The following is a 3,191-nucleotide window of genomic DNA, read 5'->3' as shown; positions in this document are numbered from 1 at the left end:
CCGTGGCTGCCGACCCTTGGAATCAACCGTCTAGACGTCACCGCACCCGGACTCACCCGGCAACAACGGCCGGAACACCACGACGAACGTCGTCCCGCCGCTGCGGAACCGCGTCCCCTTCGGCACCTTCCGCGCGAACTCCGCCACCCCTGCCGCGTCGAGTGTCACGCAGAAGCCGGCGTCGACCCGCTGGTCCAGCGGCGCGAACGGCCACTGCTCCGCGTTCTGCGAGGAGTCCGGCGCCCAGCCCACCGCGGCGATCTTCGCCGGCTGGTAGGGCGTCGCCGCGCCGTCCACGTGCAACCTCGAGTGGAATTCGGCCAGTTCCCCTTCGGGGTTCGTCGCCTTGGTCACGAACCGCTTGCCGCGGGAGCTCAGCACGAACACCTGGGCGTACCCGTCGACCACCGAGTCGTTCCTGATCTCCTGGTCGCGGTCCAATCCGGCGTCATGAGCCTCCTGGTAGAAGTTCATGGCGCGCTCTTGTCCTATGTGGACTTTCTCCGCGGTTTGCAGAGCACCTGCCGGAGGGCCCGGCCGGATCACCGTGCCGTCGCCGTAGAGACTGAACTCCGGTAGCTCCGCAGGACGTGGACTGGGCATGCCGACCAGCTGTCTCGCCTGCAGCACGAGTCCGTCCGGCAACGCGGGGACATCAGCCCCGCATCCGGCGAGCACCACCGCGAGCACCACCAACCACCGCATCAGCTTCTCCCCTGTCCGGGGGTTGCCCCGGGACGAACCCAGGGCAACCCGCCACGTCAGGAGACGGAAATCGTGTACGTTCCGTTGCCTGCCTTGTTCACCAGCACCACGCTGTAGCAGTCCAGCGCTGGTCCTGGCGCCGTGAACTCGACGGTTTCCGCCTCACCTGGCCCGTGACCGGTTGACGACGCTGCGGCTTGCGCCCGCGTCGCGATGACCGGCCGGCTGCCGTCGGACGACATGACGAACAGCTGCGCGTCCTGGCTCGCGTTGTCCGGTGTCGCGGTCACGGTGAACTTCGTGCCCGCCTCGACGCAGTGGTCCCGCGCCACCACGACGTTGTTCTCGCCCATGGTGACTTTCTCCTGCGGCGCGAGCAGGTGCGCGCCGTTCGCGAACTGGATCCGGTAGTCACCGGTCCCGTTCACGTGCGTCACCTCGGGGTAGAAGTCCCCTGGCGGGCGGCCGCCCTGGTTCGAGTCGATCGCGATGAAGTCGACCTCGCCCTGACCGGCCACGCTCACCGCCAGCAGGGAGCGCAGGTCCGCGTCGTCGTAGAGGCGCAGGTCGTAGTCCGCGTTGGCGGGTGGCCGCAGTGCGACGACCGACCAGAAGAAGACGTTCGTGTCGACCCGGTACCGGTGCGGCTGGTTCTGCCCCGGTGCCGGCCGGACCCGCGTCTGGTAGTCGCCCAGCGGCTCGCGGAACCCGTAGTCGATCGTGTTCTGGTACAGCACGCCCAGCGGCTCGGCACCGACGTCGAACCCGGCCTGTCCGCGCTGACGCCAGAACTCGGCGAAGTTCGACGAGCGGAACCGCAGGAACGTCTGCCAGATCTCGGTGTAGGGGTTTTCCGACCGGGTGTCCCAGTACGGCTCGTTGTGGGTGTCCGCCAGGTCCAGCAGCGCGCCGGCCACGCGGCCTTCGACGACGTCGCCGTTGTCCCAGCCCGGCTCGCCCCAGGTCACGTTCTCCAGCTCGACCGCGAACGTGTCGGCGCGGTACTCGTGGTCGTTGAACACCGCCGCCTGGTACCAGTCGGGGAAACCCTCGGTCCACGCGCAGTTCGCACCGCTGTTGCGTTCGATGAAGTGCGGCGACGGGCAGTTGGCGGTCGGGAAGTTGTCGTTGTACACGTCGTCCATCACGGCGTGCCCGAGCTCGTGCACCACGATGCTGCGGAAGTCCGGCGCGTTGGCACGCAGGTGGACCTCGTCGTCGTCCTGGTCGTAGTGGTTGATGCTCGGGTTGTAGTCCCAGCGCCAGTTGAAGTCGACGCGCCGGCAGTCGTGGTCGTCCGCGTCCCAGCAGTCGCCCGGCGTCCAGTCGGACGCGGAGTTGATGTGGTCGAACGCCTCCACGGCACGCATGTACCGCGGATCGGTCGGCTGCTGCGCACCGAACTGCAGCGTGCGCCCGTCTCCGGCGTCGTCCATGGTGGCGGTGCGGAAGTTGTACGGGTCGTCGTCGAACTCGACGCCCCACGAACCGTTCTGCGCCACGAACTTCAGGTACACGTCGGCCCCGCCGGAGCCGTCGTCGTTCGGGAAGCACAGCCGGAACCCGCCGTTGCCGTCGGTGAGCGCGACACCGAGCAGGTCGTCAGGTCCGAAGTCGTCGTCCCAGGCCTCGACCAGGAAGTTCGCCGCCGGGCGGAACGTTCCCGTGTGGTCGCGGTAGTTCCAGCTGCCGGTCGCGCACACCGGTGCAGCCTGCGCGGCACGTGGCGGATCGTCGCTGTGCGGCTTGGGCAGCGTGGCCGCCGACGCGGCGGACGGAGTGAGCCACGGCGTGGCACGGGTGGCCTTGGCACCGTCCGGAAGCCGGCTCGTGGCACCGGTTTCGGCACGTGAACCGAGGTAGGACGACTGCTGGTCGGCGCCGATCGTCGTGGCCGCGACGAACGTGTCGGAGTTGACCTGCGGATCCACCGGCGCGACCGCGCGCACGGTGAGCAGCAGCGTCCCGGCGCCGGCAGCGGTCACCGCACCCCTGAACCGCACCGTCTGCCCCGCGGTGAGGTCCATCGTCGTACCGGCACGCCCGACCTTCTCGAAGTCGGTCGGCACGCGAGAGCTGACTTCCGTGACGGACAACCCGTCCGGAACGGTGTTCCACCTGGCGATTCCCGGTACGTCCGCGTCGATCCTGACCGCCTTCAAGTCCACATCGGACTTCACCTCGAAGCTGACCAGGGCGGTCTCGCCCACGCTCGGCGCCCGATCGAGCTCCGCCCGCACGTGCACACAGCGGACATCGCACTTGGCGGGTTCGGCGACGGCCTGCGTCGCGACTACTCCGCTGGTCGACAAAATGATTACAGCACAAAGAGAACTTGCTATTCGCACGGATCCCCCTCCGGCAACAGCACCAACGGCTTACGCCGAACTCCCCCGAGTTCCCCAGGGCGTGCCCCGGTGCGAGTCGAGCATAGCGCGGATCGCAAGGGGCGCCCGGAAAATGCAGAACCATCTACAGTGGATGGA

2 protein-coding genes are annotated in these 3,191 nt (G+C 68.2%); both read right to left on the bottom strand.

Annotation, left to right across the window (positions count from 1 at the left end; genetic code table 11):
• Positions 1–30 precede the first annotated feature (30 nt).
• Positions 31–705, bottom strand: a complete 675-nt coding sequence (locus tag UK23_RS41440) for a hypothetical protein (protein WP_045317289.1) — start codon at positions 703–705, stop codon at positions 31–33.
• 56 nt (positions 706–761) lie between these two features.
• Positions 762–3,017, bottom strand: coding sequence for a hypothetical protein (locus tag UK23_RS49395; RefSeq protein WP_156213762.1), 2,256 nt, complete (start codon positions 3,015–3,017; stop codon positions 762–764).
• Between the last annotated feature and the right edge of the window lie 174 nt (positions 3,018–3,191).

Source organism: Lentzea aerocolonigenes, from assembly GCF_000955955.1.
GTDB classification, from domain to species: Bacteria; Actinomycetota; Actinomycetes; order Mycobacteriales; family Pseudonocardiaceae; genus Lentzea; species Lentzea aerocolonigenes_A.
The sequence above is the reverse complement of the archived record's forward strand: the minus strand, read 5'-3'. Positions and strand labels throughout refer to the sequence as shown.

Coding starts and splice junctions, on each gene's coding strand:
- UK23_RS41440 (WP_045317289.1), bottom strand. CDS start 705: ATGCGGTGGTTGGTGGTGCTCGCGGTGGTGCTCGCCGGATGCGGGGCT.